Raw genomic sequence first — 25,912 nt, forward strand, 5'->3', positions numbered from 1 at the left:
GCGCGCCGCAGGCCCAGACGGCCAGCGCGCGGCGACCTCAACTCGATTTTTGACATGGCCGGGTTCCCGTCGTCCGGGAGCCTGCGCCGCCTTGCGCCCCGGCGCTTTCGGCTAGAGGCAGAAAAGACATGGAAAACACCGACCTGATACCCCTGCAATACGCCCTCGACACCTTCTACTTCGTCATCTGCGGCGCCCTGGTCATGTGGATGGCCGCGGGCTTCGCGATGCTCGAAGCCGGCCTGGTGCGGGCCAAGAACACCACCGAGATCCTCACCAAGAACGTCACCCTGTATGCCGTGGCCTGCGTGATGTACATGCTGGTCGGCTACCACATCATGTACTCCAGCCCGGAGGGCGGCTTCCTGCCCAGCCTGGGCTTCCTGATCGGCGACGAGCACGCCGTCGAGGTGGTCGCCGCCGGCGGCGCGGATGCGCCCTACTACTCGGCGCGCGCCGACTTCTTCTTCCAGGTGGTGTTCGTCGCCACCGCCATGTCGATCGTCTCCGGCGCGGTGGCCGAGCGCATGAAGCTGTGGGCCTTCCTCGCCTTCGCGGTGGTGATGACCGGCTTCATCTACCCGGTGCAGGGCTTCTGGAAATGGGGCTCGGGCTTCCTCAACGAGGCCGGCTTCCTCGACTTCGCCGGCTCCGGCGTGGTCCACCTGTGCGGCGCCTCGGCGGCCCTGGCCGGTGTCCTGCTGCTCGGCGCGCGGCGCGGCAAGTACGGCGCCAACGGCCAGATCAACGCCATCCCCGGCGCCAACCTGCCGCTGGCGTCGCTGGGCACCTTCATCCTCTGGCTGGGCTGGTTCGGCTTCAACGGCGGCTCGCAGCTGAAGATGAGCACCATCGAGGACGCCAACGCGGTGGCCAGCGCCTTCCTCAACACCAACATGGCGGCGGCCGGCGGCCTGCTCGCCGCGCTGGTCTGCGCCCGCCTGCTGTTCGGCAAGGCCGACCTGACCATGGCCCTCAACGGCGCCCTGGCCGGTCTGGTGGCGATCACCGCCGAGCCGGTGGCGCCCTCGATCCTCGCCGCGACCCTGATCGGCGCGGTCGGCGGGGTGCTGGCGGTGGCCGGCGTGGTGACCCTCGACAAGCTGAAGATCGACGACCCGGTCGGCGCCATCTCGGTCCACGGCCTGGCCGGGATCTGGGGTCTGCTGGCGGTGCCGCTGAGCAACGGCGACGCCACCTTCGCCGCCCAGCTGCTCGGCATCGTGTGCATCTTCGCCTGGGTGTTCGGCGCCAGCCTGGTGGTCTGGGGCATCCTCAAGGTGGTGATCGGCCTGCGCGTCGATGCCGAGGAGGAATACACCGGCGTGGACATCGCCGAGTGCGGCATGGAGGCCTACCCGGAGTTCACCCGCAAGGCCTGATCCGGCCGGCCCGTGCTGCGGCGCGGGGCAATACGCGAAGGGCGCCTGCGGGTGCCCTTTGTTTTTTCCGGCGCCACGCTAGAATGCGCGCCACATGTGTTTCTGGCCGCCTGGCGGCACCGCTGCGGCGGTTTTCCGGCGCCTGGACACAGCAACGCTTTTCTCCCGGTCGACCGCGCGCAGTTGCCGTCGCTGGGCTATAACCAACCTGCTTTGCCAGCACCACGGGGGTTCATCATGAGCGAAGAAGAACTGGAACAGGACGACCTGGACAGCGTCGAGGGCGACGAGGAAGAGGGATTCGGCGCCGCGCCGGACGATGACGGCGACAGCGACGACGAGGCTCCCGCCCCGGTCGCGAAGAAGACCAAGAAAGCCGTCGATCCGGAGGAGCTGCCCTCCATCGAAGCCAAGCAGAAGGAGCGCGATGCGCTGGCCAGAGCCATGGAAGAGTTCCTGGCGCGCGGCGGCAAGGTGCAGGAGATCGACTCCAACGTGGTCGCCGACCCGCCGAAGAAGCCGGAAGGCAAGTACGGCAGCCGCCCCATCTGAGGCGCGGAGCGATGCGAGGCGGGCCCGGCGGATGCCGGGCCCGCCTTTTTTGTGCCCGCGCGCCGCGCGTTCAGGGCTGCCCGGCGTGCCAGCGCGCGAGCAGCGCCGGCAGCTCGGCGAGGCTGGCGATCTGCGCCTGCGGGGCGCCGGCGCCCGGCCAGGGCGCGCCCTGCGGGTTGAACCACACGGCGCGCAGGCCGGCCGCCTGGGCGCCGGCGATGTCGTCGCGAGGATGGTCGCCGATGTGCACCGCCGCCGTGGCCGGGACCCCGGCCGCGGCGAGGGCGGCATGGAAGATGCGCGGGTCGGGCTTGCCGATGCCCAGCGCCTCGGCGTTGAAGGCGAACTGGAAGTAGTCGGCGATGCCGATGCGCGCCACGTCGGCGTTGCCGTTGGTCAGCACGCCGAGGCGGAACTGCCGGCTCAGCTGCGCCAGGGTCGGGCGCGCCTCGGGGAACAGGGTGACGCGCTGGCGGGCGGCGAGGAAGTGCTCGAAGGCCGCCGCCGCCAGCCGCGCCGCCTCGGCGGCGGGATAGCCAGCCTGCTCCAGGCTGTGGCGCAGCGCGCGGCGGCGCAGTTCGCTGATCCGCCCCTGGAGGATCGGCTCGCGTTCCAGCAGCCACTGGCGGTTGTGCTGCAGGCGCTCGGCCGCCGCGGCGCCGAGACGCGGCGCGTGGCGCGCCAGCCAGTTGAGCAGTTCGGCCTCGGCGGCGTACAGCACCGGGGCGACGTCCCACAGGGTGTCGTCGAGGTCGAAGGTGATCAGGCGCACGGGCATGGCGGTCTCCGGGATGGTGATGGGGGCGGGACGAGGCTCAGTCCTCGAACTCGCCGTCGGGCGCGGCAGCGGCGCGGCGCGCGCGCGGATGGGCCTGGCGGTAGACCTGGGCGAGGTGCTGGAAGTCCGCCGCGCGGGCGCTCCACTCGGGCGCCGCGCGGCCGGGCTCCGGCGGTTCGCCCAGCGGCGCCTGCGGGCTGCCCTGGAGGCGCGCGATGCCGGCGCGGCGCACCCGCTGTTGCACGGCGCGGCCGGTCAGGCGCTGGCCGTTGCGGGCGACGAACAGCGCCGGGCTCGCCGCGGCGCAGGTGGCCCGCTGCTGCAGCCAGGCCTGCAGCGCCTGACGCGCCGCGCGGGCGAGCGGCAGGTCGCGGCACAGGCCGCCGTGTCCGGCGACGCGCAGCCGGCCGGCGTCGAGGTCGAGCTGCGCGCAGTCCAGCGCGCTCAGCTCGATCAGGCGCAGCCCGGAGCAGTAGAAGAGTTCCAGCATGGCCAGATCGCGGCAGAGCAGGAAGGCGTCGTCCGCCGCCTGCTCGGCGCTGGGCGCGGCCGCGTCGGCGGCGGGCTGGTCGGCGGCAGGTGCGCGGCGGGCGTCCGGTTCGCGGTGCATGGGACCTCCTGGGCGGCGTGCGGCGGTTCTGCACCCCGGCCGCCCTGGCGGGCGGCGCGCCTCAGCGGGCCGGACGCAGCGGCGGCAGCAGCCGGGGCAGCAGGCGGGCGACGATTTCCGCGACATGGCCGAGAAATACCATGCCCAGCGAGCTCTTGTAATGGTGCGGGTCGGGGCTGCCGAGCGCCAGCACGCCGTGCAGGCCCTGGTGGTCGAGCACCGCCACCGCCGCCGAGCCGATGCGCTCGGCCGGGGCGGCGGGGAACAGGAAGGCCAGCTCCTCGGCGCGCAGCACGCCGCAGACGGTCTTCTGGCCGCCGAGCAGGGCGCCGATGGCCTGTTCGGCCTCGCGCGCACCGACCCAGCGGCCGACGACCGGCGGCTGCTCGTTGAACAGCAGCAGGCTGACGTAAGGCACCTTGAACTCGTGGCGCAGGCTGTCCTCGACGGCGGCGACCAGCTCTTCGAGGCTGTCGGCGTCGAGCAGGGCGACGATCAGCCGGCGGGTGCGCTCGAACAGCCGGTCGTTGTCGCGGGCCACGTCCATCAGCTGGGCGAGGTGGCTGCGCAGCTCCTGGTTGCGCTCGCGCAGCAGGCGCAGCTGGCGCTCGACCAGCGACACCGCATGGCCCGCCTCGTGGGGAATGCGCAGGGTTTCCAGCAGCGCGTCGCGGCCGACGAAGAACTGCGGGTGCGCCGCCAGCCAGGCGGCGACCTGTTCGGCGTCCAGCTCGGGCACCGGCTCGTGCATGCTCACAGGCGCACCTGGCCTTCGAACACCCGCACCGCCGGGCCGGTCATGATCACCGGCTGGCCGGGGCCGGCCCACTCGATGCTCAGGGTGCCGCCGGGCAGTTCGATCTGTACCGGCGAGGCCAGCCAGCCCTGGCGGATGCCGGCCACCGCGGCGGCGCAGGCACCGGTGCCGCAGGCCCGGGTCTCGCCGCAGCCGCGCTCCCAGACGCGCAGGCGCGCGCGGTGGGCGTCGAGCACCTGGAGGAAGCCGATGTTGGCCTTCTGCGGGAAGCGCGGGTGGACTTCCAGCTGCGCGCCGAGCGTGTGCACCGGCGCCGCGTCGACGTCGGCGACGCGCAGCACGCCGTGGGGGTTGCCCATCGACACCGCGGCCAGTTCGACCAGCTGGCCGCCGACCTCGACCTCGTAGGCGACGGCGGCTTCCGGGGCGAGGAAGGGGATCTCGGCGGGCTCCAGGCGCGGCGCGCCCATGTCCACGCCGATCTGCCCGTCGCTGCGCAGGTTCAGCTCGATGATGCCGCCGCGGGTCTCGACGCGGATGCGTTTCTTGGCGGTCAGGCGCTTGTCGGTGACGAAGCGGGCGAAGCAGCGCGCGCCGTTGCCGCACTGCTCCACCTCGGAGCCGTCGGCGTTGAAGATGCGGTAGCGGAAGTCCACGTCCGGCCGGCTCGGCGGCTCGACGATCAGCAGCTGGTCGAAGCCGACGCCGGTGTGGCGGTCGCCCCACTGGCGCACGTGCTTGGGCTGGATGTGGGCGTGCTGGGTGACCAGGTCGATGACCATGAAGTCGTTGCCCAGCCCGTGCATCTTGGTGAAACGCAGCAGCATGCCGGCCTCCGGATCAGTTGGGCAGCAGGCTTTCGCCGGCGTACAGCTCTTCGACGGTTTCGCGGCGACGCACCAGGTGGGCCTGCTCGCCGTCCACCAGCACCTCGGCGGCGCGGCCGCGGGTGTTGTAGTTGGAACTCATGACGAAGCCGTAGGCGCCGGCCGAGCGCACCGCCAGCAGGTCGCCTTCGGCCAGCACCAGCTCGCGGTCCTTGCCGAGGAAGTCGCCGGTCTCGCAGATCGGCCCGACCAGGTCGTAGGGGCGCGCCTCGCCGGCGCGCGGCTGCACCGGGACGATGTCCATCCACGCTTGGTACAGCGCCGGGCGGATCAGGTCGTTCATCGCCGCGTCGATCACCGCGAAGTCCTTGTGCTCGGTGTGCTTGAGGTACTCGACGCGGGTCAGCAGCACGCCGGCGTTGGCGACGATCGAGCGGCCCGGCTCGAACACCAGGGCCAGCTCGCGCCCGGCCAGGCGTTCGCGCACCGCGGCGATGTAGTCGCCGGCCAGCGGCGGCTGCTCGTCGCGGTAACGCACGCCGAGACCGCCGCCCAGATCCAGGTGCTTGATGGCGATGCCGCGCGCGGCGAGACGGTCGACCAGCGCCAGCAGGCGTTCCAGGGCGTCGAGGAAGGGTTCCAGTTGGGTCAGCTGCGAGCCGATGTGGCAGTCGACGCCAACCACTTCCAGGTTCGGCAGCTCGGCGGCGCGGGCGTACACGGCCTCGGCGATGTCGATGCTGATGCCGAACTTGTTCTCCTTGAGGCCGGTGGAGATGTACGGGTGGGTCTGCGCGTCGACGTCGGGGTTGACGCGCAGCGACACCGGCGCCTTGACGCCCAGCTCGGCGGCGACTTCCTGCAGGCGCTCCAGCTCGACGTCGGACTCGACGTTGAAGCAGTGCACGCCGACTTCCAGCGCGCGGCGCATGTCGTCGCGGCTCTTGCCGACGCCGGAGAAGACGATCTTGGCCGGCGTGCCGCCGGCGGCCAGCACGCGCTCCAGCTCGCCGCGCGAAACGATGTCGAAGCCGGCGCCGAGGCGCGCCAGCACGTTGAGCACGCCGAGGTTGGAGTTGGCCTTGACCGCGAAGCACACCAGATGCTCCATGCCGGCCAGGGCGTCGGCGTAGGCGCGGTACTGCGCCTCGATGTGGGCGCGGGAATAGACGTAGGTGGGGGTGCCGAAGCGCTCGGCGAGGGCGGGCAGGGACACGCCTTCCGCGAACAGCTGGCCGTCGCGGTAGTCGAAAGGTTGCATGCAGGCCTCCTGGGGGCGTCCGCCCACAGGCGGACGCGCGGGATCAGAGTTCGAAACGGTCTTTGCTATTGCCGGCTTTCTCGTCGCCTGGCAGGTACAGCGGACCTTTCTGGCCGCAACCGGTGAGCCCGGCGCTGAGCACGAACAGCGCGAGCAGGGGAAGCAACAGGCGCTTCATGGCGGAAATCCTTGTAAAAGCAACGATTGCGCCGGAGTATACCGACCCCCCGAGGGCTTGCCTATGCGCCGGGATGCACGGCGGGCGCGGCCTGCGCGGGGCCTTTGTGTGCAACCCGGTTCCCGCGGAGAACAGCCCATGAGCCTCACCGAAGCCCGCTTCCACGACCTGGTGGATGCCCTGCAGGAGGCGCTCGAAGACGCCTTCGACGCCAGCGATCTGGACCTTGACCTCGAGAACAGCGGCGGCGTGCTGACCGTGCGTTTCGACAACGGCAGCCAGCTGATCTTCAGTCGCCAGGAGCCGCTGCGCCAGCTGTGGCTGGCGGCGCGTTCCGGCGGTTTCCACTTCGACTACGACGAGAACGCCGGCGGCTGGGTGTGCGACGCCAACGGCGAGGCGCTGCCCGCCATGCTGGCGCGGCTGACCCGCGAGCAGGCCGGCTGCGAGGTCGATTTCGGTGCGCTCTGAGGGTGCTGGCGCGCCGCGCGACGCGGAAGGGCGCATCGCCTCGCCGTGCGTCGGCAGCTGCGGACTGGACGCGCGCGACGTCTGCCGCGGCTGCGGCCGGCTGCGCGAGGAAATCCGCCAGTGGCGCGGCGCCGACGACGCGCTGCGCCTGGAAATCCGTGCCCTGGCCGAGGCGCGGCAGGCCGGCTGAGGCCTTGCCTATTCCCCTTGCTGTGCTATGGTCGGGCGCAAACCCCGCCTGCGCCGGTTGTGTAAAGACACCGCGTCTGGCGATGCGCCGTTGAAGCCCCCGTCCACGCCAAGCCCCCTGCGGGCCCGGCGTCCCGTGGCTTTCGCTTTGCCTCGCCGACGTTTGCGACGTTTTCACACAGCCTGTCCGGGCGGGGTTTTGCGTTTTCCTCACCGACCCCAAGGAGCACTGCCGACATCATGAGCCTGCCACCACCGATTACCATCACCCGTCTCGACCTGCAGCGTCTGGAAAAGCTGCTGGACAGCCTGGAGGACTACGGCCCCACTGCCGAGGCACTGGAGCGCGAGCTGGAGCGCGCCGAGGTGGTCGGTCTCGACGCGGTGCCGCCGGGCGTGGTGACGATGAACTCCACCGCCCATTGCCGCGAGGAAGCCAGCGGCAAGGAATATCACCTTACCCTGGTCTACCCCCACGAGGCGGGCGCCGAGGGTTCGGTGTCGGTGCTCGCCCCGGTGGGCTGCGCCCTGCTCGGCCTGTCGGTGGGACAGACCATCGACTGGGCGGTGCCCGGCGGCAAGAGCCTCAAGCTGACCCTGCTGGGCGTCGACTACCAGCCGGAGGCGGCCGGCGAGGTACGCTGAGCGCCGCCCCGCAGGCGCAAGGCAAACAGCCCGCGACCGGGAAACCGGCGCGGGCTGTTTGCGTTCCGGCGACCACGACGGGCCTTGCCCACCATGGCCGCCTTGCGGCGGGCGTCAGGCCGGCTGCAGGATGGTCAGCACGGTGCGCAGCTGTTCGGTGGCGTCGAGGCCCAGGCTGGTCAGGTAGCCGCCGTCGACCTGGGAGATCAGACCCTTGGCGAACAGGCGCTCGCCGGCGGCGATCAGCGTCGGTGCGGCGTCGTGGTGGATCTTCAGCCCCTCCAGGGTGTTGTCCGGGTTGAACAGGGTCAGCAGTTCCAGTTCGGCGATCAGTTCGGCATTCAGGCGCATGAGCGACTCCAGTACGGAGGCGGCAGCCGGATGCTGCCACCGGTTTGTTATTCGTCTTCCTCGTCCGCGTCCTGCAGGGCCTCGGGCAGCTCCGGCAGGGCGCGCAGCATCTGTTCGTAGCCGGCGCCGTCGAACGGGCGGTTGTCGGCGAGCATGTTCTCGATCTCGTGGGCGAGGATCAGCGCCATCAGGCGCACCGCCTCGCTACGCTCGTAGCCGACCAGGGTCAGCTTGTTGAGGGTGGCCTGGGCTGCGGCCGGCTCGCCGGCGGCGACCTGGTTCTCGATGGCCTCGATCAGTTTCTCTTCGGCGAAGACGGCATCGTCCTCGGCACTGTGTTCGGTCATGGTGGGGGGCTCTTCGCGGGGCGGCGGGTTTTCTTCGTCCAGCCGGCAGAGGGTGCAGCTGCCGTCGTCGGGGCGGCTGGTTTCGATGTAGCGCAGGCGCCGGCTGGCCGACTGGCGGTCGGCTGCGACGCGAAAGCGCGGGCGGTCGGGGGTGGACATGGCGGGCATTCCGGGCGGCCTTGGCCTCCTTCATAACCCGCCACTGCCGGGCGCGGCAAGCGCTCCTTGGTCGGAGCGCTGCCGCAGCGACCTCAGCGTGCGGCCAGCAGCTCGCGGCCGCGGACCACGGCGGCGCGCACCTGGGCCGGGGCGGTGCCGCCGATGTGGTCGCGGGCGTTGACCGAGCCTTCCAGGGTCAGCACGGCGAACACGTCGGCGTCGATCTGGTCGCTGAACTGGCGCAGCTCGTCCAGGCTCATCTCGGCCAGGTCCTTGCCGGTCGCCACGCCGTACTTCACCGCGTGGCCGACGATCTCGTGGCAGTCGCGGAACGGCAGGCCCTTGCGCACCAGGTAGTCGGCCAGATCGGTGGCGGTGGAGAAGCCGCGACGGGCGGCCTCGCGCATCACCTCGACGCGCGGCCGGATCGCCGGGACCATGTCGGCGAAGGCGCGCAGCGAGTCGCGCAGGGTGTCGGCGGCGTCGAACAGCGGCTCCTTGTCCTCCTGGTTGTCCTTGTTGTAAGCCAGCGGCTGGCCCTTCATCAGGGTCAGCAGGCCGGTCAGGGCGCCGAACACGCGGCCGCTCTTGCCGCGCACCAGCTCGGGGACGTCCGGGTTCTTCTTCTGCGGCATGATCGACGAGCCGGTGCAGAAGCGATCCGGCAGCTCGATGAAGTTGAACTGCGCGCTGGTCCACAGCACCAGCTCCTCGGAGAAGCGCGACAGGTGCATCATCGCCAGGGAGGCGGCGGCGCAGAATTCGATGGCGAAGTCGCGATCCGACACGCCGTCCAGCGAGTTGCCGCCGATGGCCTCGAAGCCGAGCAGCCGGCAGGTGATCTCGCGCTGGATCGGGTAGGTGGTGCCGGCCAGCGCCGCCGAGCCCAGCGGCATGCGGTTGACCCGCTTGCGGCAGTCGACCAGGCGCTCGTAGTCGCGCGACAGCATCTCGAACCAGGCCAGCAGGTGGTGGCCGAAGGTCACCGGCTGGGCGGTCTGCAGGTGGGTGAAGCCGGGCATGATCACCTCGGCGTGCTGCTCGGCCTGCGCCAGCAGGCCCTCTTGCAGGCGGGTGATCTCTTTGATGATCACGTCGATCTCGTCGCGCAGCCACAGGCGGATGTCGGTGGCGACCTGGTCGTTGCGGCTACGCCCGGTGTGCAGCTTCTTGCCGGTGATGCCGATGCGGTCGGTCAGGCGCGCCTCGATGTTCATGTGCACGTCTTCCAGATCGACGCGCCAGTCGAACTGGCCGGCTTCGATCTCGCCCTGGATCTGGGTGAGGCCGTCGATGATCGCGTCGCGCTCGGCGACGCTCAGCACGCCGGCCTGTTCGAGCATGGTGGCGTGGGCGATGGAGCCCATGATGTCGTGGCGGTACAGGCGCTTGTCGAAGTCGACGGAGGCGGTGAAGCGGGCGACGAAGGCGTCGACCGGCTCGCTGAAGCGGCCGCCCCAGGACTGGTTGGTTTTTTCGCTGCTCATCGGTGTCTCATGCTGTGCGTGCGGGGTACGAAGGAATGGCCGGCATGATAGCAGCTCGCTCGCGCTGGCCGGATGCCCGGCGCCGCATGGCACTTTTCGCGCCAGAAGACGGTCTTAGCGGTAATGACCAGGACCGGCGGTCAGTTTCGTGCGCTGGTCTATTCTTCAGCATGTCCCTCGCAGGAAGCCGAGCATCATGAATGTCCTGATCGTCGCTGACGCAATCGAGGCGCGCGAGCGCCTGCTCCGGCTGGTCGGCCAGCTCGATGGCTGCCGTGTCCTCGACCCCGTTGCCGGTGGCGAGGGTGCCCTGGCGGCGCTCGACAGCCAGCCGGTGGATGTACTGCTGCTGGGTCTGGCCGACCTGCCGCTGGCCGCGCGGCTCACCGAGCGCGAGCAGACGCCGGCGCTGCTGCTGTATCTGCCGGAGGCGGGCGCGCTGGCCGCCGAGACACTGGCCGAGGCGGACATCGCCCATGTCTGCCTGGACGACGACGCGGCGACGCTGGCCGTCGCCCTGGCGCGGGCCCAGCGTCCGACGCGCAACCAGCTGCTGACCCTGACCCGTCCGCCACGGCCGGGCCAGCCGCCGCGCAGCCACATCGGCGCGCGCACCCGCCGCGGCGTCGACCTGATCCCCATCGACGAGGTGTGCTACTTCGTCGCCGACCACAAGTACGTGACCCTGCGCCACACCCATGGCGAGGTGCTGCTCGACGAAACCCTCAAGGCGCTGGAGGAGGAGTTCGGCGCGCGCTTCGTGCGCATCCACCGCAACGCGCTGGTGGCCCGCGCGCGCATCGAGCGCCTGCAGCGCACCCCGCTGGGCCACTTCCAGCTGCATCTGGCCGGGCTCGGCGAGGAGACCCTGACCGTCAGCCGCCGCCACGTCAGCGGCCTGCGCAAGCTGATGCAGACGCTCTAGCCGGGCCCCGGCCCGGCCCTTGCCTTGGGCCAATCCAGCCGCCCGGCGGAGCCTGCTATCATCGCGGCCATCCGACAGTGCTTCTGGAATCGCCCATGTCCCGCCAAATCCGCATCGCCACCCGCAAGAGTGCCCTCGCCCTGTGGCAGGCCGAATACGTCAAGGCCCGCCTCGAAGCCGCCCACCCGGGCCTGACCGTGACCCTGGTGCCGATGGTCAGCCGCGGCGACAAGCTGCTCGATGCGCCGCTGGCGAAGATCGGTGGCAAGGGTCTGTTCGTCAAGGAACTGGAAACCGCCCTGCTGGAAGATGAAGCCGACATCGCCGTGCACTCGATGAAGGACGTGCCGATGGACTTCCCCGCAGGCCTGGGCCTGTACTGCATCTGCGAGCGCGAAGACCCGCGCGACGCCTTCGTCTCCAACACCTACGCCAGCCTCGACGCGCTGCCGGCCGGCAGCGTGGTCGGCACCTCCAGCCTGCGCCGCCAGGCCCAGTTGCTGGCGCGCCGCCCGGACCTGGAAATCCGCTTCCTGCGCGGCAACGTCAACACCCGCCTGGCCAAGCTCGATGCCGGCGAGTACGACGCGATCATCCTCGCCGCCGCCGGGCTGATCCGCCTCGGCTTCGAGGCGCGCATCCGCGACTTCATCAGCGCCGAGGACAGCCTGCCGGCCGGCGGCCAAGGCGCGGTGGGCATCGAGTGCCGCAGCGCCGACGCCGAAGTGCATGCGCTGCTGGCGCCGCTGCACCATGCCGATACCGCCGACCGGGTCAACGCCGAGCGCGCACTGAACAAGCGCCTCAACGGCGGCTGCCAGGTGCCGATCGCCTGCTACGCGCTGCTGGAAGGCGGCGAGCTGTGGCTGCGCGGCCTGGTCGGCCAGCCCGACGGCGGCGAGCTGCTGCGCGCCGAGGCCCGTGCCCCGCGCGCCGCCGCCGAGACCCTCGGCGTGCAGGTCGCCGAGGCGCTGCTGGCGCAGGGCGCGGCGCGGATTCTCGCCGCGGTCTATGGCGAGGACGGCCAGCCGTGACGGCCTGGCGCCTGCTGCTGACCCGTCCGGCCGAGGACTGCGCGGCGCTGGCGCAGACCCTCGCCGGGCACGGCATCTTCGGCCACTGCCTGCCGCTGCTGGCCATCGAGACGCTGCCCGAGACGCCTGAGCAGCGCGCGCTGTTCCTCGATCTGGACCGCTACTGCGCGGTGGTGGCCGTCAGCAAGCCGGCGGCGCGCCTGGGCCTCGAACGGCTCGACCGCTACTGGCCGCAGCCGCCGATGCGCCAGCGCTGGTTCGCGGTCGGCGCGGCGACCGGCGCACTGCTCGACGCCTACGGGCTGGACGCCCACTGGCCGGAGGCCGGCGACGACAGCGAGGCGCTGCTGGCCCTGCCGGCGCTGCAGCAGGCCATCGCGGTGCCCCAGCCGCGGGTGCTGATCCTGCGCGGCGAGGGCGGGCGCGACTGGCTCGGCGAGCAGTTGCGCGGGCAGGGGGCGAGCGTCGACTATCTTTCCCTGTATCGCCGCACGCTGCCCGACTACCCCGCCGGCGCGCTGAGCGCGACGGTTCGCGAGCAGGCGCTCAACGGCCTGGTGGTCAGCAGCGGCGAGGGGCTGGCCAACCTGCAGCGCCTGGCCGGCGCGGACTGGCCGCAGCTGGCCCGCCTGCCGCTGTTCGTGCCCAGCCCGCGGGTCGCCGCGCTGGCCCGCGAAGCCGGCGCGGAGCACGTGCACGACTGCCGCGGCGCCAGCGCCGCGGCGCTGCTGGCCTGTCTGGCCGGCGCCGCCATGGAATCTCGATGACGGCCGGCTGCGCAGCGCCGCCGGCCGTGTGACCCCACAAGAAGGATGCTCCAGTGACAGACGCCGCTCCGCAACCCGACACCGTCCCCGCCGCCGCTCCGGCCGGCGCCGCGCCCCAGGCCCCGGCCAGCCCGGCCCGTGCCGGCGGCGGGCGTTCCCTGACCTTCCTCGCCCTGCTGCTCGGCGCCGGCGGCCTGCTGCTGGGCGGCTGGAGCCTGTCCCAGCTGCAGGGCCTGCAGGGCATCGACCACCAGCAGCTGGAACGCCTGCAGGGCGTCCAGGGGCAGGCCGAGAGCCTGCAGGGACGGGTCCGCCAGCTCGACGAGCAACTGGGCCGTCTGCCGGCGCCGGCCGCACTAGCCGAGCGCGAGCGTCTGCTCGCCGAACTGCAGGCCGGCCAGCAGCAGCTCGCCCGGCGGGTCGACCGGGTGCTCGGCGCCAGCCGTCAGGAGTGGCGCCTCGCCGAGGCTGAACACCTGCTGCGCCTGGCCACCCTGCGCCTGACCGCGCTGCAGGACGTCAACAGCGCGCGCTTCCTGGTCGACGCCGCCGACCAGATCCTCCGCGACCAGGACGACCCGGCGGCCTTTGCCGCCCGCGAGCAACTGGCGCGCGGTCTCGAAGCGCTGCGCCAGCTGCCGGCGGTGGACCGCACCGGGCTGTTCCTGCAGCTGGCCGCGCTGAGCGAGCAGAGTGCCGCGCTCAACACCCGGCGCCCGGAATTCCGCGCCGGCACGGCCGAGGTGCCGGCCGCCGCGCAGGTCGCCGAGGGCGATGGCGCCAGCCGCTGGGCGGACTGGTGGCAAAGGCTGAGCGGTTTCGTACGCCTGGAGGTCGGCGCCGCGGACGAGGTGCGGCCGCTGCTGGCCGGCGAGACCCTCGAACAGCTGCGCCTGGCCCTGCGCCTGACTCTGGAGCAGGCGCAGTGGGCGGCGCTGAATGCCCGCCCGGAGGTCTACCGGGCCGCGCTGGAGCAGGCGCGCGCGCTGCTGCAGCGCTACTTCGGTCTCGACGAGGCGCATAACCTGGCCTTCTACGAACGCCTCGGCGAACTGGCGCAGCAGCCGGTGGCCCAGGCCATGCCCGATCTGACCCCGGCGCTGAACGCCCTGCAGGCCTATCTGGACCAGCGGGCGCGTGCCGAACTGGAAGCGGCCGGCGCCGCCAACACCGAGGCGGCTACCGGGAACGCCGCCGCCGCGCCCGAGCCGGTCGTGGTGCCTTCTGAGGCCGAGCTGCAGGAGGTGCAGCCATGAGAAAGCGCACCTTCCTGCTGCTGCTGCTGGCGATCCTGGTCGCCGCGCTGCTGGGGCTGGCCATCGCCGACCATGCCGGCTACGTGCTGATCGCCTACAAGGGTTTCCGCTACGAATCGACCTTCTGGGTGTTCCTCGCCCTGGGCGGCGGTCTGTTGGCGCTGGCCTACGCCCTGCGCCGACTGCTCGGCCTGCTGGGCGCCTCCGGGCGGCTGGTCAATCCCTGGTCGGGGCGCAACCGCCAGCGGCGTGCCCAGCAGGCCGCCCAGCGCGGCTTCCTGGAGCTGGCGGCCGGGCGCTGGTCCCATGCCTTGCGCCTGCTGCGGCGCGCCGCCGAGCAGGGCCAGCAGCCGCTGGTCGCCTATCTGGCTGCGGCGCGCGCGGCCCACGAGCTGGGCGAGCACGAACGCGCCGACGCCCTGCTGCGCGAGGCCCTGGAGCGCGAGCCCAAGGCCGGCGTGGCGGTGGGACTGGTGCAGGCCGGGCTGCAGATCGAGCGCGGGCAGGACGAGCAGGCGCTGGCCGCGCTGCTGCGCATCCGCGAGCAGCACCCCCGGCATCCGCGCGTGCTGCGCCTGTTGCCGCAGGTCTACGAGCGTCTGCAGGACTGGCAGGGTCTGTGCCAGCTGCTGCCCGACCTGCAGCGCCAGCAGACCTTCAAGGTCGCCGAACTGGAAGCGCTGGAGCGGCGTGCCTGCCATGCCCTGCTGGAGCAGGCGGCGCAGCGCTGCAGCGCCGGCGATGCCGCGCCGCTGCGCCAGGCCTGGCAGCAGCTGGCCCCGGCCGCGCGCCAGCAGGCGGCGCTGCTGGCCGCCTATGTCGAGCAGTTGCGCCACTTCGGCGCGGCTGCCGAAGGCGAGGCCGAGGAGCTGCTGCGCGCGGCCCTGGAGCGGCAGTTCGACGTCACCCTGGTGCGCCTCTACGGCCTGCTGCAGGGGCGCGACCTGGCGCGCCAGCTGGGCGCCGCCGAGGGTTGGCTGAAGGCTCAGCCGGGCAACGCCGCGCTGCTGCTGGCGCTGGGCCGGCTGTCGCTGCGCAACCGGCTGTGGGGCAAGGCGCGCGACTACTTCGAGCGCAGCCTGGCCGTCGAGCGCAGCGCCGAGGCCTGCATCGAGCTGGCGCGCCTGCTCGGCCAGCTCGGCGAGGGCGCCCGCAGCCAGCAGGTGCTGCAGCAGGGGCTCGGGCTGCTCGGCCGCGACCTGCCGGCCTTGCCGCTGCCGGTTCCGGCACGCTGAGTCCGCCTGCGCCAGCGGGTCGCCTTGAAAGGCGGCCCGGCTTTCCTCTACCGTAACCGCCCCTTGCCGCCCCCCGGAGTCGCCATGCTGCTGGCCAACCCCCGTCTGCTCAACCTGCTGGTCTTCCTCGGCTGTGCCGCGCTGCTGGCGTTCGGCCTGTACCTGGAGCATGTCGAGGGGCTGGCGCCGTGCCCGCTGTGCGTGGTGCAGCGCATCGAGTTCGTCGCCGTCGGCCTGACCTGTCTGGCGGCCGCCCTGCACGGCCCGCAGCGCCGTGGCCGGCGCGTCTACGCCGTGCTGACCCTGCTGTTCGCGGGGGCCGGCATGGCCTCGGCGGGCCGGCAGATCTGGCTGCAGACGCTGCCGCCCGACCAGCTGCCGGCCTGCCTGCCGAGCCTCGACTATATGCTGGAGGCGCTGCCCTTCCAGGACATCGTGCGGATGATGCTGCACGGCACCGCCGACTGCGCCGAAGTGACCTGGAGCCTCCTGGGGCTGAGCATCCCCGAGTGGAGCCTGCTGGCCTTCACCGCCTGCGCCGCGCTGGCGTTGTTCCAGGGGCTGCGCCGCGACTGAGCGGAACGACTCTCCTTTCGCGCCAGAAACTGAACGGTCGTATTAAAGTTTTTCCCCTCCCTGCTTGAAGGCGTCGGAAAGCCGGCATAGTCTGCCCGCACGGGGACGCGAGAAGATCCCCGCGTCGGTACGGCCAGCAGTCTGTGCTGAGTCGCCAGTGGCGTACCTTGCATGGAAACAGGACTGCCAACCGGCAGGGGGGAGAACATGCTCGAGAATTGCCGCAATGCCCAGGAGCGCTGGGGAGGCGTACACCGTTTGCTTGACCGCTGGCTGCAGGCGCGCCAGCAGCTGATCGAGGCCTACCAGCAGATCAAGACCCACCCGCAGGCCTGCGGCCAGCGGCTGCAGGAGTTCTGCGACTGCCTGGTCGACTACGTGTCGGCCGGGCACTTCGAGATCTACGGCCAGCTGCTCGACGAGGCCCGCGCCTTCGACGACCGCCGCGCCCTCGAACTGGCCGGACAGGTCTACCCGCTGCTGGAGAGCAGCACCGCCGCGGCGCTGGACTTCAACGACCGCTGCGACAACGGCGACTGCCGCGACGGCGCCGGCCTGGCGGTCGAGCTGCAGCGCCTGGGCCAGCAGCTGCACGAGCGCTTCGAGCTGGAGGACTGCCTGATCGAGGTGCTGCACAACGCCCACAGCCAGGTGGGCGCGGTCTGAGGCGCCCGGGCGTCTGGCTACGCAGTCGGCGGAGGGCTAGTATCAGGGCACACTCATCGCCAGGAGGCGCGCCCATGTCGGCCAAGAAAAAGTCCGTCAACACCCCGTTGCACCTGCTCCAGCAGCTGTCCCACAGCCTGCTGGAGCATCTCGAATCCGCCTGCAGCGAGGCATTGGTCGAGGCCGAGAAGCTGCTCGCCAAGCTGGAGAAACAGCGCGGCAAGGTGCAGGACAAGCTGCACAAGGCCAACCAGAAGCTGCAGGACGCGGCCCAGGCCGGCAAGCTCAAGGCGCAGGCCCGGGCGCGGGAAAGCATCGCCGAGCTGGAAGAACTGCTCGATACCCTCAAGGCGCGGCAGACCGAGACGCGCGACTACATCGGCCGCCTGAAGCTCGACATCGAGCAGAGCCTGCACCTCGCCCAGGGCGTCGGCAAGGTCCGCGAGGCGGTCGCCGCCGTCCTGCACAGCCGTGACGGCGCCGCGCCCCAGCCGGCGCCGCGCACCACCCGCCGGGCTCCGGCAAGCACTGCGCCGGCCGCTGTCGCCACCGCCACGCGCACCCGCAAGACGCCGGCCAAGAGCGCCGTCCAGGCGCCGGTTGCGGCCGCCGACGCGCCGCTCACCCCGGCCGCCAAACCGGCCCGCAAGCGCAGCACGCCGGCAGCCAAACCGGCCAGCGCCCCGCCCGCTGCCGCCGCGCCGGCCCAGCCCGTAGCCGCCAAGCCCGCCGACAAGCCGTCTCAGTCCTGAGCAGCGGCCGCCGCCCGCAGGCTCGCGAGCAGCGCGGCCGGCAGTTGTTCAACGCATAGCCGTTCCAGCCAGGTCGCCGCGGCTTCGCCCGGCGGCCAGTCGGCGGCGGTCTGTTCCAGGCGTTCCAGCAGCAGGCGCTCGGCGTCCAGTTCCAGGGCTGCCAGGCGCTGGCGCAGGGCGGCCAGCCCGGCGTCCTGCTGCGCGGGAGTCTTCCAGGCCCGTCGCAGGTGGCGCAGCGGCGCCGTCACCTGGTCTTGCCAGGCGTCCGCCAGGCGCCTGAGCGCCACCACCCGCTGCGCCTCGGGCCGGCTGCCGCGTCGCTCCAGCCACAGCCCGGCCAGCAACAGGCAGACATCCACGCCATGCGCGTCCTGTGCCTGCAGGCAGCGCTCGGCCACCCCTTCCTGCGCGTAGAGCGCCGTGGCGAACTCCCACAATCCGTGCTGCATGCTGCCTCCGCCGGGGCGCGGACGAAGCTGCTAAACTGCGCGCCCGCCGATCGCCCATTTCCGTGACCATGATCCGACTCCTGAATCTTACCCTGCAGCGTGGCCCGCAGCGCCTGCTCGAAGGCGCCGACCTGACCCTGCACGCCGGCCAGAAGGTCGGCCTCATCGGCGCCAACGGCGCCGGCAAGTCCTCGCTGTTCGCCCTGCTGCGCGGCGAGCTGGGCCCGGATGCCGGGGACTGCCAGCTGCCGCCGGACTGGCGCATCGCCCACATGCGCCAGGAGGTCGATACCCTCGAGCGCCGCGCGGTGGACTACGTGCTCGACGGCGACCAGCACCTGCGTCGCGTGCAGCACGCGCTGGCCGCCGCCGAGGCCGCTCACGACGGCGCGGCCATCGCCCAACTGCACCACGACCTGGACGTGGCCGACGGCTACACCGCCGATGCCCGCGCGCGCAAGCTGCTGGCCGGGCTGGGCTTCTTGCCGGCGCAGATGGAGCAGGCGGTCGGCGACTTCTCCGGTGGCTGGCGGATGCGCCTGAACCTGGCCCAGGCGCTGATGTGCCCGTCCGAGCTGCTGCTGCTCGACGAGCCGACCAACCACCTCGACCTCGACGCCATCCTCTGGCTGGAGGAGTGGCTCAAGGGCTACCCCGGCACCCTGCTGCTGATTTCCCACGACCGCGATTTCCTCGATGCGGTGGTCGATCACGTGGTGCATCTGGAGCAGCAGAAGCTGACCCTGTATCGCGGCGGCTATTCGGCCTTCGAGCGCACCCGCGCCGAGCGCCTGGCCCAGCAGCAGCAGGCCTTCGAGAAGCAGCAGGCGCAGCGCGCGCACATGGAAGACTTCATCCGCCGCTTCAAGGCCAAGGCCAGCAAGGCGCGCCAGGCGCAGAGCCGCATCAAGGCGCTGGAGCGCCTCGAAGAGCTGGCCCCGGCGCACATCGACTCGCCCTTCGACTTCGTGTTCCGCGAGGCGGACAAGGTCTCCAGCCCGCTGCTCGACCTCAGCGAGGGGCGCCTGGGTTACGGCGACAAGAGCGTGCTGGACAAGGTCAAGCTGCAGCTGGTGCCCGGCGCGCGGATCGGCCTGCTCGGCCCCAACGGCGCCGGCAAGTCGACCCTGATCAAGACCCTGGCCGGCGAACTGCAGCCGCTCGGCGGACGCCTGACCCGCGGCGAGAACCTTGCGGTCGGCTATTTCGCCCAGCACCAGCTCGACTCGCTGGACCCCAAGGCCAGCCCGCTGCTGCACCTGCAGCGCATCGCCCCCGCCGAGCGCGAGCAGACCCTGCGCGATTTCCTCGGCGGCTTCGATTTCCGCGGGCCGCGCTGCGACGAGCCGGTGCTCAACTTCTCCGGCGGCGAGAAGGCGCGCCTGGCGCTGGCGCTGATCGCCTGGCAGAAGCCCAACCTGCTGCTGCTCGACGAACCGACCAACCACCTCGACCTGGAGATGCGCCTGGCGCTGACCCTGGCCCTGCAGGACTTCGAGGGCGCGGTGCTGGTGGTGTCCCACGACCGCCACCTGCTGAAGAGCACCACCGACGCCTTCCTGCTGGTCGCCGACGGTCGCGTGCAGGCCTTCGACGGCGACCTCGACGACTACGGCCGCTGGCTGGTCGACTACCGCGCCCGCCAGCAGCCGGCGAGCGAGGCGCCGGCAAACGCCGACAAGACCGACAAGCGCGCCCAGCGCCAGGCCGCCGCCGCCCTGCGCCAGCAGCTGGCGCCGCGCAAGAAGGCCGCCGACAAGCTGGAGAAGGACCTCGGCGCGCTGCACGGGCAACTGGCCGCGCTGGAGGCCCGTCTCGGCGACAGCGCGCTCTACGAGGCGGCGCGCAAGGACGAGCTGCGCGGCCTGCTGGCCGAGCAGGCGGCGCTGAAAGGCCGCGAGGCCGAGCTGGAGGAGGCCTGGCTGCTGGCGCTGGAAGAACTCGAAGCCCTGGAAGCCGAGCTGGGTGGCGCGGCATGAAGGGCTGGCTGGCCCAGTGGCTGGGCGAGTGGAGCGGAACCCTGCTGCTCGGCGGGCAACTGCTGCTGATCCTGATCGCCGGCTTCGTCCTGCAGCGTCTGGTGGCCCGCGGCCTGACGCGTCTGGCGACCCGCTACCAGCTGCCCGGCGAGCTGCTGCTGCCGCTGCGCGGCGCGCTGCGCTGGCTGATCATGGGCAGCGCGCTGATGCTGGCGCTGGAGCATGTCGGGGTGTCCGCCGGGGTGCTGTGGGCGGCCTTCTCCGGCTTCGTGGCGGTCGCCGCGGTGGCCTTCTTCGCGATCTGGAGCGTGCTCTCCAACCTGTTCTGCGCCGTGCTGATCTTCACCGTCGGGCCGTTCCGCCTGGGCGACCGGGTGGAGGTCATGGAGAGTTTCGACAAGCCCGGCGCCAAGGGCCGGGTGATCGCCATCAACCTGCTGTACACCACCCTCGAAGAGGAGAGCGACACCGGCACCGGCGCCCTGCTGCAGATCCCCAACAGCCTGTTCTTCCAGAAGGTCGTGCGCCGCTGGCGCGGGACCGAGCTCCAACCATCCCTTCCCCCCCACGAGACCTGATCCATCATGGAATGGCTTTCTAACCCGGAAATCTGGGTTGCTTTCCTCACGTTGACCGCCCTGGAAATCGTCCTCGGCATCGACAACATCATCTTCATCTCGATCCTGGTCAGCCGCCTGCCCAAGGAACAGCAGCCCAGGGCGCGTTTCTTCGGCCTGGCCCTGGCGATGGGCACGCGGATCCTGCTGCTGCTGTCCATCGCCTGGGTGATGCGCCTGACCGCCGACCTGTTCACCGTGTTCGAGCAGGGCGTCTCCGGGCGCGACCTGATCCTGTTCTTCGGCGGCCTGTTCCTGCTGTTCAAGAGCACCATGGAAATCTGGCACAGCCTGGAAGGCGAGGCCGAGGAGAACACCGCGGGCGGCGCGGCCAAGGCCGGCTTCGTCGGCATCATCCTGCAGATCGCGGTGATCGACATCGTCTTCTCGCTGGACTCGGTGATCACCGCCGTCGGCCTGGTGCAGGACGTGCCGGTGATGGTCGCGGCGATCGTCATCGCCGTGCTGGTGATGATGCTCTCCGCCGGCACCATCAGCGACTTCATCGAGAAGCACCCGTCGCTGAAGATCCTCGCCCTGTCGTTCCTCATCGTGGTCGGCACCCTGCTGATCGCCGAGGCCTTCGATGTGCATGTGCCCAAGGGTTACGTCTACTTCGCCATGGCCTTCTCGCTGGCGGTGGAGGCGATCAACATCCGCATGCGCACCGCGTTCAAGCGCAAGCTCAACGAGCCGGTCAAGCTGCACAAGGACCTGCCGGACTGAGGCCGTTCCCGGCCGGCCCGCGGGCCGGCCAGCGACTCGTTCCAACGCGCCGGCCCGTCATGGGCCGGCGGCGTTTCCGCCCTACGGAGAACTGTTCCCATGAGTCCGGATACCTGGATCGCCTTCTTCGCCGCCTGCTGGGTGATCAGCCTGTCGCCCGGCGCGGGCGCCGTGGCCTCGATGGCCTGCGGCCTCAACTACGGCTTCCGCCGCGGCTACTGGAACGCCGTCGGCCTGCAACTGGCGCTGCTGCTGCAGATCGCGGTGGTCGCCGCCGGTCTCGGCGCGCTGCTGGCCACCTCGGAAAGCGCCTTCGCGGCGCTCAAGTGGTGCGGCGTCGCCTATCTGGCCTGGCTGGGCTGGAAGCAGTGGCGGGCGCCCGTCGCGGCGCTGTCCGAGGCCGATGCCCGGCGGCCCCTCGGCCGGCCGCTGACCCTGCTGCTGCGCGGCTTCCTGGTCAACGCCAGCAATCCCAAGGCGATCGTGTTCATCCTCGCCGTGCTGCCGCAGTTCCTCGATCCGACCCGCCCGCTGCTGGCCCAGTACCTGACCATGGCGGCGACCATGGTGGCGGTCGACCTGGTGGTCATGGCCGGCTACACCGGACTGGCCGCGCGGGTGCTGTGCCTGCTGCGCACGCCGCGCCAGCAGCGTCTGCTCAACCGCAGCTTCGCCGCGCTATTCCTCGCCGCCGCGGCGCTGCTGGCGACCCTGCGCCGCGCGCCGGCCTGAAACGCCAAGGGCGACCCCGGAGGGTCGCCCTTGGCGTATGGCGTGGCGGGGGGAGCCGGCTTCAGCGCAGGATCACCGGCGCCTCGTCCGGCGGCAGGTGGTTGCCCGCCGGCGCGCCGCCGTAGCCCTCGCCGACGCCGAGCAGCTGCTCGCGCAGCTGGCGGGTGACGTCCTCGCCGAGCGCCCGCGACACCTCGCGCACCACCCGCCCGCGGTTGGGGGTGACGCGGATGTCGTTGCCGTTGACCAGCTTGACGTCCTGCGCCTCGCCCATCGCGGTGAACGCCGAGGTGACCTCGAAGGTGCGCGTGTCGATCAGGCTGAAGTCCGCCACCAGGGTCAGGCCGAGCACCTTGGAGTAGCTGTCGGTGTTGGCGATGTCGTTGAGATCCTGGCGGAAGTCGAGGTCCGACAGGGTGCCGAACAGCACGTAGTCGGCGCCCTTGAACTGCCCGTCGCGGATGCGCCGGATCACGTCGTAGAGGCCCTCGCCGTCCTCGGCGGTGTAAGGGCGGCCCTGGATCAGCTGGAACATCCCGGACTTGATGATCTCGCCCTTGATGTCGCCGCTGAACTTGCGCAGCTCGCCGCGCTCGATGTAGCTGTAGGTGCCCTCGACTTCCTGGTAGCTGGACGCGGCGCTGGCCGACATCTGGTTGACGTGCATCTGGCTGTGCGCGCTGACCATGCGGATGTACTCGCGCACCCGCTCCTCGTAGGCCAGGTCGGTCACCGCCACCTTGGGCGCGGCCTGGCAGGCCAGGCTCAGGCCCAGGGCGAGAAGGGCGATCAGTGCTCGCATGTCAGCGCTCCGTGGTCTTGCGGATTTCCTTCTCGTCCATCCATTCGGCCAGACCGCTCTCGACGTCGATCAGCTGCAGGCTGAACTTGTAGAACACGTCCTTGTAGTCGCTGCTGCGCTTGACGATGGAGCTGATCGAGCCTTCCAGGCGGTACTTGGCGGCGACCATGTTGCCGGTGCGGGCGACGGTGGAGCTCTTGTACAGGCCGCTCTGGTTCTGCAGCTTGAGCTGGTCGACCTGGCTCTGCATGTCGGTGTTGTCGCTGGCGAAGCGCGCCACGCCGGACTTCATCAGCTGGGTCTTGATCGAGGTGGTGATCTCGCGGGTGTCGATGTACTCGCTGGTCTTGTTCTTCACGTCGTAGACCTGCACCACCGGACGGCCCTGCAGAGTGCCGGACTGGGCCAGCGAGCGGGTCATCGACTCGGCGATCATCTGCAGGTCGGTGGAGCCGAACTCGTTGGTCACCAGCTCGACGGCCTTGCTGTCGCCGTAGCCGATGTTGCCGCCGCCGAGGACGGGGGAGGAGGTGGAGGCGCAACCGCTGGCCAGCAGGGCGAAGGCGGCGACGAGGGAAAGGCGTGCAAACGGCATGTCGGGGTCTCTCTTGGATCAGCGGAACAGGTTGACGGAGTTTTCCGGGGTCTGGACTTCCAGGCGGAAGTCGGTGGCCTGCGGCACCGGGGCGATGGCCGACAGCACGCTGGTCTGGGTGCCGTACAGGGTCAGGCTCTTCCAGCCTTCCTCGCCGGCCACCGGGAAGCCGTCGCTGCCCAGCCAGGCGAAGCGGTAGTACATCGACTTGTTCTTGTGGCTGGTGTTGCTCAGCTCGGCCTTGACGGTGAGAAAGCCGTTCTCGCGGGCCACGCGCATGGCGCCCACTTCGATGTGCTTCATGCTGCCGAGCGAGACCACCTTGCTGGCGGCGCTGCCCGGCGCCGGCGGCGGGGTGGCGCAGCCGGCCAGCAGGGCCAGGCCGATGGCGGCGATCAGGGGATAACGCATGGGGGACTCCTTAACGGGGGGTGGCGCTGGCCTGCAGCGAGCTGCCGGCGGGTTTGCGGGCGTTGCCGGCGACGAACAGCTGGCTGCCGATGCTGCGCAGGGTGACGACCTGGTAGTCGTGCTCGACCCGGATACGTACCGGCTGGCCGGCCAGCTCCAGCTGGTGCTCGCCCTTGCTCAGGCGCAGGCGGGCGACCCGGGTGCTGTCGGGCAGGGTGCGCCAGGTGCGCTCGTCGGCGCCCTCGGTGATCGCCGAGGCGATGCCGACGGCCAGGCCGGCCAGCGGGTTGACGTCGTTGAGCTGCTTCTGCGCGACGCTGCGGGTGATCGCCCGCACGCTGGTGCGCAGGATGATGCCGGGCATGTCGTCGCGCAGGGCGCGGCGCGACATGGCGTCGGTGCTGTTCAGCTCGGTCAGCGCCAGGCTCTTGCCGTCGACGGTCAGGCTGGCCGGCTTGGGCGTGGAGGCGTCGGGCTTGATCACCGGGAAGGACAGCGGGGTGATGATCAGGCCGTTGCTGGTGGGGATCGGCAGGGGGATGCGTACCGAATCGCGGGCCGGCGCCAGGCCGCTCTGCACCACCACCAGCACGTCGCTGTCCTCGCCGTTGCGCGGCTGGTCGAGATCGCTCAGCGCCGCTTCCAGCAGCGGGGTATTGGGGCGCAGCTCGGCGGCCTTGCGGTAGCCCGGCGCAGCCAGGCCCTTCTCGCCCAGCGCCTCGTAGACGAAGCCGGACAGGTAGTGGCTGAAGGCGCTCTGGTAGCTGTTCTTCAGGCCGACCACCTCGGGGGCGTCGAGGGTTTCCAGCGGGTAGCCCTGCAGGTCCTTGAGGGTCGCGGTGATGCCTTTCTTCTCGGCCTCCTCCTCGCGCTTGAGGTATTCCTGGTCGCGCAGTTCGGCGATCACCGCCTCGCGCTCGTGGGTCTTCTTGATCTCGGTGCGCGCGGCGTCGAAGTCGTTCTCGACTAGGTGGTTGAGGGCCAGCTGGGTGGTCAGCATGACCTTCTCGTAGTCGTAGCCCTCGTAGCGGCGCACCTTGTCGTTGACCAGGTAGCTGCCGAACTCGCCCAGGTACTTGCCCGGGTCGGCCTTCACCGACTCTTCCCACTCGAACACCTGGCGGTCGGCCGCCCGCCAGGCCTCGCGGCTGCCGGCCAGGTCGCCGCTGGCGCGCAGCAGCTCGCCCTTCTCCAGGTAGTAGAGCAGGTCCTTGTCTTCGGCCTTGTTGTTCTTCTCCAGCAGCGTCAGGGCTTCGCCGACGTTGCCGGTGGCCAGGTGCTGGCTGGTGGCGGTGAGTTCGCTGTCGTAGCTGCGGAAAGCGGAGCAGCCGGCCAGCGGCAGGGTGGCACAGAGTGCCAGCGTGAGGAGGGCGCGGGATGCCATGGCGAACCTTTGCGAGAAGTGGGGATCCCCCGGACGAACCGGGCGTTCGGGTAAAGGGCGACCCCAGGGCATTTCGCTTGTGGCATCCGTGCTGATTCCCGCATCCCGGGACTCGATTCCGTGTAAGCATCGAGGAGGTGGCGGGAACTTTATCAGGAAGGTGTTGTATCGGTCACCGCCGCCGTTGGTCTACCAGGGCACAGCCTGGTCGTTCCAGTCGCGGAAGCTGCCGCTGTCGGCCGGTGTGCGGCGGTCGATGACCTCGAGCAGGTGGCTGGCGGCCAGGCCGGGGGTGAACAGCCGCTCGGCCGGCACGCCGGCCTGGAAGGGTTTCGACAGCGCGGTGTCGGTGGTGCCCGGGTGCAGCAGCAGGACCCGCGCCTGCGGGTTGAGGCGCGCCAGTTCGATGGCGGCGGTGTGCAGCAGCTGGTTGAGCGCGGCCTTGCTGGCGCGGTAGCTGTACCAGCCGCCGAGCCGGTTGTCGCCGATCGAGCCGACCCGCGCCGAGAGGGCGGCGAAGCAGCACGGGTGGCGGCCGCGCAGCAGCGGCAGCAGGTGCTTGAGCAGCAGCGCCGGGGCGAAGGCGTTGGTCTGGAAGCTGGCCTGCAGGCTCGCCAGGCTGAGCTGGGCGAGGCTCTTCTCGGCCAGCGCGGCGTCCTGCTGGAGAATCCCCAGGGTGCTGATCGCCAGGTGCAGGCGCGGCGTCTGGCTGCGCAGCTCGTCGGCCAGGGCGGCCAGCGCGACCTCGTCGCGGGCGTCCAGGCTGCGCTGCTGCAGGCGCGCGCCGTGGCCGGCGGCGAGCGCCGCCAGTCCCGGGCTGCCGCTGGCGCTGCGCGACAGCGCCCAGACCCGCGCCACATCGGGGCGCGCCAGCAGTTGCTGGCACAGCGCCAGGCCGATGCCGCGGCTGGCGCCGCAGATCAGTACCTCGGCCGGCTCGTCGAGGGTGTTCCAGAAGGTCATGGCAATGCTCCGTTGCAGGGGCGGTGCTGGCCGCCGGGCTCGTGTCTTG

Annotated in this window: 32 protein-coding genes; 17 read left to right on the top strand and 15 right to left on the bottom strand. The window is 71.0% G+C overall.

All coding sequences use genetic code 11. From position 1 onward, the window contains the following. Positions 1-128: 128 nt before the first annotated feature. Complete coding sequence (locus tag BLU22_RS05875; protein ID WP_090212854.1) at positions 129-1,382, top strand: ammonium transporter; 1,254 nt, start codon at positions 129-131, stop codon at positions 1,380-1,382. 237 nt (positions 1,383-1,619) lie between these two features. Next, the gene (gene sutA, locus BLU22_RS05880; protein WP_090212856.1) at positions 1,620-1,934 is read left to right on the top strand and encodes a transcriptional regulator SutA; all 315 of its coding nucleotides are present in this window, start codon (positions 1,620-1,622) and stop codon (positions 1,932-1,934) included. 70 nt (positions 1,935-2,004) lie between these two features. On the opposite strand, the gene BLU22_RS05885 is transcribed toward sutA, so the two are convergent. The 6 genes from BLU22_RS05885 to lptM all read right to left on the bottom strand — a co-directional run bounded on the left by BLU22_RS05885 (position 2,005) and on the right by lptM (position 6,345). Continuing rightward, a complete protein-coding gene (locus tag BLU22_RS05885; RefSeq protein ID WP_090212857.1) occupies positions 2,005-2,712 on the bottom strand; it encodes an HAD family hydrolase in 708 nt (235 codons plus the stop codon). A 37-nt stretch (positions 2,713-2,749) separates the two neighbouring features. Next, a complete protein-coding gene (locus BLU22_RS05890) occupies positions 2,750-3,322 on the bottom strand; it encodes a tyrosine-type recombinase/integrase (RefSeq protein ID WP_157718975.1) in 573 nt (190 codons plus the stop codon). A 61-nt stretch (positions 3,323-3,383) separates the two neighbouring features. Continuing rightward, the gene (locus BLU22_RS05895; RefSeq protein WP_090212861.1) at positions 3,384-4,073 is read right to left on the bottom strand and encodes a DUF484 family protein; all 690 of its coding nucleotides are present in this window, start codon (positions 4,071-4,073) and stop codon (positions 3,384-3,386) included. Between the two features lie 2 nt (positions 4,074-4,075). After that, positions 4,076-4,906: a diaminopimelate epimerase gene (gene dapF, locus BLU22_RS05900; RefSeq protein ID WP_090212863.1), complete on the bottom strand. Its 831-nt coding sequence runs from the start codon at positions 4,904-4,906 to the stop codon at positions 4,076-4,078. Between the two features lie 13 nt (positions 4,907-4,919). Further along, entirely contained in the window at positions 4,920-6,167 is a 1,248-nt protein-coding gene (lysA, locus tag BLU22_RS05905; protein ID WP_090212864.1) for a diaminopimelate decarboxylase, read from the bottom strand. A 43-nt stretch (positions 6,168-6,210) separates the two neighbouring features. Further along, positions 6,211-6,345 carry an LPS translocon maturation chaperone LptM gene (gene lptM / locus BLU22_RS05910; protein WP_090212866.1) on the bottom strand — a complete coding sequence of 45 codons (135 nt, stop codon included), beginning with the start codon at positions 6,343-6,345 and terminating at the stop codon, positions 6,211-6,213. A 138-nt stretch (positions 6,346-6,483) separates the two neighbouring features. On the opposite strand from lptM, the gene cyaY reads away from it, so the two are divergent. The 3 genes from cyaY to rnk all read left to right on the top strand — a co-directional run bounded on the left by cyaY (position 6,484) and on the right by rnk (position 7,650). Further along, complete coding sequence (gene cyaY, locus BLU22_RS05915; RefSeq protein ID WP_090212867.1) at positions 6,484-6,816, top strand: iron donor protein CyaY; 333 nt, start codon at positions 6,484-6,486, stop codon at positions 6,814-6,816. Beyond that, the gene (locus BLU22_RS05920; RefSeq protein WP_090212869.1) at positions 6,806-7,006 is read left to right on the top strand and encodes a DUF1289 domain-containing protein; all 201 of its coding nucleotides are present in this window, start codon (positions 6,806-6,808) and stop codon (positions 7,004-7,006) included. Before cyaY ends, BLU22_RS05920 begins: the two co-directional genes overlap by 11 nt. Positions 7,007-7,245: 239 nt before the next feature. Continuing rightward, positions 7,246-7,650 carry a nucleoside diphosphate kinase regulator gene (gene rnk / locus BLU22_RS05925; RefSeq protein ID WP_090212871.1) on the top strand — a complete coding sequence of 135 codons (405 nt, stop codon included), beginning with the start codon at positions 7,246-7,248 and terminating at the stop codon, positions 7,648-7,650. A 114-nt stretch (positions 7,651-7,764) separates the two neighbouring features. On the opposite strand, the gene BLU22_RS05930 is transcribed toward rnk, so the two are convergent. From BLU22_RS05930 to argH, 3 genes are all read right to left on the bottom strand, one after another. Beyond that, positions 7,765-8,001 carry a TIGR02647 family protein gene (locus tag BLU22_RS05930; RefSeq protein WP_090212872.1) on the bottom strand — a complete coding sequence of 79 codons (237 nt, stop codon included), beginning with the start codon at positions 7,999-8,001 and terminating at the stop codon, positions 7,765-7,767. Between the two features lie 47 nt (positions 8,002-8,048). After that, entirely contained in the window at positions 8,049-8,507 is a 459-nt protein-coding gene (locus BLU22_RS05935; RefSeq protein ID WP_173867168.1) for a hypothetical protein, read from the bottom strand. A 92-nt stretch (positions 8,508-8,599) separates the two neighbouring features. Further along, complete coding sequence (argH, locus tag BLU22_RS05940) at positions 8,600-9,994, bottom strand: argininosuccinate lyase (RefSeq protein ID WP_090212874.1); 1,395 nt, start codon at positions 9,992-9,994, stop codon at positions 8,600-8,602. A 196-nt stretch (positions 9,995-10,190) separates the two neighbouring features. Here argH and BLU22_RS05945 point away from each other — a divergent pair, with 196 nt between their 5' ends. From BLU22_RS05945 to BLU22_RS05980, 8 genes are all read left to right on the top strand, one after another. Continuing rightward, positions 10,191-10,919 (top strand): LytR/AlgR family response regulator transcription factor, encoded by a 729-nt coding sequence (locus BLU22_RS05945; protein ID WP_090212875.1) that lies wholly within the window; start codon positions 10,191-10,193, stop codon positions 10,917-10,919. 95 nt (positions 10,920-11,014) lie between these two features. Further along, positions 11,015-11,953, top strand: coding sequence for a hydroxymethylbilane synthase (gene hemC, locus BLU22_RS05950; protein ID WP_090212877.1), 939 nt, complete (start codon positions 11,015-11,017; stop codon positions 11,951-11,953). Then, positions 11,950-12,720, top strand: a complete 771-nt coding sequence (locus BLU22_RS05955; protein ID WP_090212878.1) for a uroporphyrinogen-III synthase — start codon at positions 11,950-11,952, stop codon at positions 12,718-12,720. The genes hemC and BLU22_RS05955 overlap by 4 nt, the downstream gene beginning before the upstream one ends. A gap of 53 nt (positions 12,721-12,773) precedes the next feature. Further along, positions 12,774-13,976, top strand: a complete 1,203-nt coding sequence (locus tag BLU22_RS05960; RefSeq protein ID WP_090212880.1) for a uroporphyrinogen-III C-methyltransferase — start codon at positions 12,774-12,776, stop codon at positions 13,974-13,976. Beyond that, positions 13,973-15,211 carry a heme biosynthesis protein HemY gene (locus tag BLU22_RS05965; protein ID WP_090212881.1) on the top strand — a complete coding sequence of 413 codons (1,239 nt, stop codon included), beginning with the start codon at positions 13,973-13,975 and terminating at the stop codon, positions 15,209-15,211. Before BLU22_RS05960 ends, BLU22_RS05965 begins: the two co-directional genes overlap by 4 nt. A gap of 84 nt (positions 15,212-15,295) precedes the next feature. Continuing rightward, positions 15,296-15,787, top strand: a complete 492-nt coding sequence (locus BLU22_RS05970) for a disulfide bond formation protein B (protein ID WP_090212883.1) — start codon at positions 15,296-15,298, stop codon at positions 15,785-15,787. A gap of 207 nt (positions 15,788-15,994) precedes the next feature. Beyond that, positions 15,995-16,453, top strand: a complete 459-nt coding sequence (gene rsd, locus BLU22_RS05975; protein ID WP_090212885.1) for a sigma D regulator — start codon at positions 15,995-15,997, stop codon at positions 16,451-16,453. Positions 16,454-16,527: 74 nt separating this feature from the next. Continuing rightward, positions 16,528-17,205 (top strand): AlgP family protein, encoded by a 678-nt coding sequence (locus BLU22_RS05980; protein WP_090212886.1) that lies wholly within the window; start codon positions 16,528-16,530, stop codon positions 17,203-17,205. On the opposite strand, the gene BLU22_RS05985 is transcribed toward BLU22_RS05980, so the two are convergent. Beyond that, on the bottom strand, positions 17,196-17,654 hold the full coding sequence (locus BLU22_RS05985; RefSeq protein WP_090212887.1) for a TIGR02444 family protein: 459 nt from the start codon (positions 17,652-17,654) through the stop codon (positions 17,196-17,198). The genes BLU22_RS05980 and BLU22_RS05985 overlap by 10 nt on opposite strands. Positions 17,655-17,722: 68 nt before the next feature. Between BLU22_RS05985 and BLU22_RS05990 the strand changes: the two genes are divergently transcribed. The 4 genes from BLU22_RS05990 to BLU22_RS06005 all read left to right on the top strand — a co-directional run bounded on the left by BLU22_RS05990 (position 17,723) and on the right by BLU22_RS06005 (position 21,708). Then, a complete protein-coding gene (locus BLU22_RS05990) occupies positions 17,723-19,633 on the top strand; it encodes an ATP-binding cassette domain-containing protein (protein ID WP_090212889.1) in 1,911 nt (636 codons plus the stop codon). Beyond that, positions 19,630-20,211, top strand: a complete 582-nt coding sequence (locus BLU22_RS05995; RefSeq protein WP_090212891.1) for a mechanosensitive ion channel family protein — start codon at positions 19,630-19,632, stop codon at positions 20,209-20,211. Before BLU22_RS05990 ends, BLU22_RS05995 begins: the two co-directional genes overlap by 4 nt. A 6-nt stretch (positions 20,212-20,217) precedes the next feature. Beyond that, positions 20,218-20,976 (top strand): TerC family protein, encoded by a 759-nt coding sequence (locus BLU22_RS06000; RefSeq protein WP_090212893.1) that lies wholly within the window; start codon positions 20,218-20,220, stop codon positions 20,974-20,976. A 99-nt stretch (positions 20,977-21,075) separates the two neighbouring features. Beyond that, a complete protein-coding gene (locus tag BLU22_RS06005) occupies positions 21,076-21,708 on the top strand; it encodes a LysE family transporter (protein WP_090212894.1) in 633 nt (210 codons plus the stop codon). A 61-nt stretch (positions 21,709-21,769) separates the two neighbouring features. On the opposite strand, the gene BLU22_RS06010 is transcribed toward BLU22_RS06005, so the two are convergent. The 5 genes from BLU22_RS06010 to BLU22_RS06030 form a co-directional block, all read right to left on the bottom strand. After that, a complete protein-coding gene (locus BLU22_RS06010; protein WP_090212895.1) occupies positions 21,770-22,510 on the bottom strand; it encodes a penicillin-binding protein activator LpoB in 741 nt (246 codons plus the stop codon). 1 nt (position 22,511) lies between these two features. Beyond that, on the bottom strand, positions 22,512-23,105 hold the full coding sequence (gene lpoB, locus BLU22_RS06015) for a penicillin-binding protein activator LpoB (RefSeq protein ID WP_090212896.1): 594 nt from the start codon (positions 23,103-23,105) through the stop codon (positions 22,512-22,514). Between the two features lie 18 nt (positions 23,106-23,123). Beyond that, positions 23,124-23,516: a YcfL family protein gene (locus BLU22_RS06020; RefSeq protein ID WP_090212898.1), complete on the bottom strand. Its 393-nt coding sequence runs from the start codon at positions 23,514-23,516 to the stop codon at positions 23,124-23,126. A 10-nt stretch (positions 23,517-23,526) separates the two neighbouring features. Next, positions 23,527-24,900, bottom strand: a complete 1,374-nt coding sequence (locus BLU22_RS06025) for a COG3014 family protein (protein ID WP_090212899.1) — start codon at positions 24,898-24,900, stop codon at positions 23,527-23,529. A gap of 189 nt (positions 24,901-25,089) precedes the next feature. Next, a complete protein-coding gene (locus BLU22_RS06030; protein WP_090212901.1) occupies positions 25,090-25,863 on the bottom strand; it encodes an SDR family NAD(P)-dependent oxidoreductase in 774 nt (257 codons plus the stop codon). Between the last annotated feature and the right edge of the window lie 49 nt (positions 25,864-25,912).

The organism is Pseudomonas guangdongensis (assembly GCF_900105885.1).
GTDB classification, from domain to species: Bacteria; Pseudomonadota; Gammaproteobacteria; order Pseudomonadales; family Pseudomonadaceae; genus Geopseudomonas; species Geopseudomonas guangdongensis.

Bases quoted from the DNA above. Each gene is read 5' to 3' on its own strand.
- BLU22_RS05935 (WP_173867168.1), bottom strand. From the start codon at position 8,507: ATGTCCACCCCCGACCGCCCGCGCTTTCGCGTCGCAGCCGACCGCCAG.
- lpoB (WP_090212896.1), bottom strand. From the start codon at position 23,105: ATGCCGTTTGCACGCCTTTCCCTCGTCGCCGCCTTCGCCCTGCTGGCC.
- BLU22_RS05890 (WP_157718975.1), bottom strand. From the start codon at position 3,322: ATGCACCGCGAACCGGACGCCCGCCGCGCACCTGCCGCCGACCAGCCC.
- BLU22_RS06020 (WP_090212898.1), bottom strand. From the start codon at position 23,516: ATGCGTTATCCCCTGATCGCCGCCATCGGCCTGGCCCTGCTGGCCGGC.
- rsd (WP_090212885.1), top strand. From the start codon at position 15,995: ATGCTCGAGAATTGCCGCAATGCCCAGGAGCGCTGGGGAGGCGTACAC.
- lptM (WP_090212866.1), bottom strand. From the start codon at position 6,345: ATGAAGCGCCTGTTGCTTCCCCTGCTCGCGCTGTTCGTGCTCAGCGCC.
- BLU22_RS05945 (WP_090212875.1), top strand. From the start codon at position 10,191: ATGAATGTCCTGATCGTCGCTGACGCAATCGAGGCGCGCGAGCGCCTG.
- dapF (WP_090212863.1), bottom strand. From the start codon at position 4,906: ATGCTGCTGCGTTTCACCAAGATGCACGGGCTGGGCAACGACTTCATG.
- sutA (WP_090212856.1), top strand. From the start codon at position 1,620: ATGAGCGAAGAAGAACTGGAACAGGACGACCTGGACAGCGTCGAGGGC.
- BLU22_RS05885 (WP_090212857.1), bottom strand. From the start codon at position 2,712: ATGCCCGTGCGCCTGATCACCTTCGACCTCGACGACACCCTGTGGGAC.
- BLU22_RS05930 (WP_090212872.1), bottom strand. From the start codon at position 8,001: ATGCGCCTGAATGCCGAACTGATCGCCGAACTGGAACTGCTGACCCTG.
- BLU22_RS06030 (WP_090212901.1), bottom strand. From the start codon at position 25,863: ATGACCTTCTGGAACACCCTCGACGAGCCGGCCGAGGTACTGATCTGC.
- BLU22_RS06005 (WP_090212894.1), top strand. From the start codon at position 21,076: ATGAGTCCGGATACCTGGATCGCCTTCTTCGCCGCCTGCTGGGTGATC.
- BLU22_RS05995 (WP_090212891.1), top strand. From the start codon at position 19,630: ATGAAGGGCTGGCTGGCCCAGTGGCTGGGCGAGTGGAGCGGAACCCTG.
- BLU22_RS05970 (WP_090212883.1), top strand. From the start codon at position 15,296: ATGCTGCTGGCCAACCCCCGTCTGCTCAACCTGCTGGTCTTCCTCGGC.
- BLU22_RS05895 (WP_090212861.1), bottom strand. From the start codon at position 4,073: ATGCACGAGCCGGTGCCCGAGCTGGACGCCGAACAGGTCGCCGCCTGG.
- BLU22_RS05965 (WP_090212881.1), top strand. From the start codon at position 13,973: ATGAGAAAGCGCACCTTCCTGCTGCTGCTGCTGGCGATCCTGGTCGCC.
- BLU22_RS06010 (WP_090212895.1), bottom strand. From the start codon at position 22,510: ATGCGAGCACTGATCGCCCTTCTCGCCCTGGGCCTGAGCCTGGCCTGC.
- BLU22_RS06000 (WP_090212893.1), top strand. From the start codon at position 20,218: ATGGAATGGCTTTCTAACCCGGAAATCTGGGTTGCTTTCCTCACGTTG.
- BLU22_RS06025 (WP_090212899.1), bottom strand. From the start codon at position 24,900: ATGGCATCCCGCGCCCTCCTCACGCTGGCACTCTGTGCCACCCTGCCG.
- cyaY (WP_090212867.1), top strand. From the start codon at position 6,484: ATGAGCCTCACCGAAGCCCGCTTCCACGACCTGGTGGATGCCCTGCAG.
- BLU22_RS05990 (WP_090212889.1), top strand. From the start codon at position 17,723: ATGATCCGACTCCTGAATCTTACCCTGCAGCGTGGCCCGCAGCGCCTG.
- lysA (WP_090212864.1), bottom strand. From the start codon at position 6,167: ATGCAACCTTTCGACTACCGCGACGGCCAGCTGTTCGCGGAAGGCGTG.
- BLU22_RS05875 (WP_090212854.1), top strand. From the start codon at position 129: ATGGAAAACACCGACCTGATACCCCTGCAATACGCCCTCGACACCTTC.
- BLU22_RS05985 (WP_090212887.1), bottom strand. From the start codon at position 17,654: ATGCAGCACGGATTGTGGGAGTTCGCCACGGCGCTCTACGCGCAGGAA.
- rnk (WP_090212871.1), top strand. From the start codon at position 7,246: ATGAGCCTGCCACCACCGATTACCATCACCCGTCTCGACCTGCAGCGT.
- hemC (WP_090212877.1), top strand. From the start codon at position 11,015: ATGTCCCGCCAAATCCGCATCGCCACCCGCAAGAGTGCCCTCGCCCTG.
- BLU22_RS05980 (WP_090212886.1), top strand. From the start codon at position 16,528: ATGTCGGCCAAGAAAAAGTCCGTCAACACCCCGTTGCACCTGCTCCAG.
- argH (WP_090212874.1), bottom strand. From the start codon at position 9,994: ATGAGCAGCGAAAAAACCAACCAGTCCTGGGGCGGCCGCTTCAGCGAG.